The organism is Pseudoalteromonas sp. UCD-33C, from assembly GCF_001306895.1.
GTDB lineage: Bacteria > Pseudomonadota > Gammaproteobacteria > Enterobacterales > Alteromonadaceae > Pseudoalteromonas.
Window position 1 is genome coordinate 1 of record NZ_LJTB01000025.1, and the last position, 2,301, is coordinate 2,301.

The 2,301-nt window shown below is 41.1% G+C and carries 2 protein-coding genes; both read left to right on the plus strand.

Features of this window, described 5'->3' with window-relative positions:
- The first annotated feature begins 65 nt into the window (after positions 1–65).
- A complete protein-coding gene (locus AOG26_RS20220; protein WP_054564105.1) occupies positions 66–899 on the plus strand; it encodes a tyrosine-type recombinase/integrase in 834 nt (277 codons plus the stop codon).
- Positions 896–1,984, plus strand: a complete 1,089-nt coding sequence (locus AOG26_RS20225; protein WP_152967006.1) for an IS91 family transposase — start codon at positions 896–898, stop codon at positions 1,982–1,984. The genes AOG26_RS20220 and AOG26_RS20225 overlap by 4 nt, the downstream gene beginning before the upstream one ends.
- Positions 1,985–2,301 lie beyond the last annotated feature (317 nt).

The window sequence follows — 2,301 nt, forward strand, 5'->3', positions numbered from 1 at the left end:
AGATCCAATGCTCACCAACTGAGCCACACTTACCTTGGGGTTATCCTATAACTTGGAGGTAAGTCATGAACCCACTCATAGAACAAGTCAAAACAGAAATAGCCTATCGAGGTTATTCGCAACGTACATGTAAAAGTTATTGCGAGCATTTACTTAAATTGAGTCATTATTTTGATAAGCCACTCGATTTAATTACCGATAAAGAACTGAATGCGTTTTTTAATGATCCTGCTATTCGTAAACTTTCTAGAGCAAGCCAAAAAGTACAGATAAACAGTATTTGGTTTTTGTTTAAACATATTTTACATCGACCGCTGAACCTAGATATCGCATTACCAAAAGCGAAGACTCGTGCACCAACCTATCTATCTCGAGACGATGTTCGGCTGCTAATAGAAAGCTGTACGGATATGCGATTAAAAACGTTAATAGTGGTTTGCTATGGCTGTGGCTTACGCATTGGTGAGCTTCTACATATTAAAGTGCAAGACATTGATGGAATACGTAAAACTATATTGATTAAACAAGGTAAAGGAGATAAATCGCGTTATGTTGTCGTTTCAGATAGCGTACTAAATCAATTACGAAGTTACTGGAAAATGTATCACCCAACGGGTTGGATGTTTTACTCGCGATTGTTAATGGATAAACCTATGTCAGCATCGACATTTAGGAAGCCATTGAGAAAACACGCACAAGCATGCGGCTTAAAACACTGTAATCCACATGCACTACGCCATGCTTATGCAACACATCAACTTGAATCGGGTATGCCACTGCATCAACTTCAACACCAGCTTGGTCATAGCGACATTAAAACCACGCAAAGTTACTTACATTGGTTACCTGAATTGGGGCATGGCGGTGTTGATTTACTCGTAAGTTGGGTTAAATCATGAGCACTTTGCACCTAGCTGATATTTTATATTCGAGTCTTGGACATTATCGTCAACACCATACAATGAGCTATCAGCAATTACGCGTCTGCCAGCACATTCAATCTTGCAGAACGGGTCGGCTCGGTTACCAAGCATGGCAATGTGATAGCTGTGGTGAGTCGCAAAAGATTGGGTGTAGTTGTCGAGACCGTCATTGTTCGCGTTGCCAAGGCATAGCCACGGCTAAGTGGGTGCAAAGACAGCAGGAAAATTTATTACCGTGTAGGTATTTCCACCTTGTTTTTACGCTCCCCCATGAACTCAATATCATAGCGCACTACAACCCAAATATGTTGTATCAGTGTTTATTCAAGGCCACATGGCAAACGCTGAGTAAATTTGCCAACCGAAAAGGACATGGTCAATTAGGCATGACAAGCGTACTGCATACATGGGGGCAAAATTTAAGTCAGCATATCCATTTACATTGTTTGATACCCGCAGGTGCGATAAACAAAGCGCACTGGTATGAAATAGAAAAAGGCTATTTATATCCCGTAAAAGCGTTATCAACAGTCTTTAGAGGGAAAATGCTGGCGGAACTCAATGAGTGTGATAGTTCATTGGCGAAGATAAACACGCCAACAAAATGGTGTGTGTATAGCAAGTCCTGTTTAACATACAGTGAAAAGCTAGTGAGTTACCTTGCTCGTTATACCCGAAAAGGTGTGATGTCAGAATCGCGATTAGTGTCAGCGACTGAAGAAACAGTGAGATTTAAATATCGCGACTATGCAGATAACAACCGCGATAAAGTCATGACACTGAGTTGTGATGAATTTTTGCGACGTTACTTACAACATGTATTGCCTAAAGGGTTTATGCGCATTCGCCACTACGGTTTTTTAGCTAATGCGTGTCGCAAGCGAAAGTTAGCGTTAATAAAGGCTCAATCAACACACAAATGCAAACTAGTGCAGACAAAGCCAGAAACAGAATCATTGGTACCGCATTGGTTTTGTCAGTCATGCAAGGTTGGTATTTTACGATTTATTGGTGTGATGAATTCAGATACGCCGACAAATGAAATAGTGCGAACGAGTTAGCAGCCTTGCTTGCTGCTTAAAATGAATGAGTTAACCTGCTTAATTGCTCAGGCTAACGACCTCTGTGTGCGTAAAAATATAATTGCTTCTTAAGGCAAATTTAGGTGTAATGGAAGCATAATAAACGCTGAGTAAAGCAGGGATAGCTTAGATGCGATAGGCTCGCCAGTAACGTTGGCTTGATATCGCTTAGGCCAGAAAAAGCAAATTCCCATAGCATAAACAACACCAACTCTGACACACCGAGCAGGTAGCGGCTCAGTCCAACAAGCGATTATGCAACACAAACTGCGTGTCGCATAAATACTAAAATGTTA

Bases quoted from the DNA above. Each gene is read 5' to 3' on its own strand.
- AOG26_RS20225 (WP_152967006.1), top strand. From the start codon at position 896: ATGAGCACTTTGCACCTAGCTGATATTTTATATTCGAGTCTTGGACAT.
- AOG26_RS20220 (WP_054564105.1), top strand. From the start codon at position 66: ATGAACCCACTCATAGAACAAGTCAAAACAGAAATAGCCTATCGAGGT.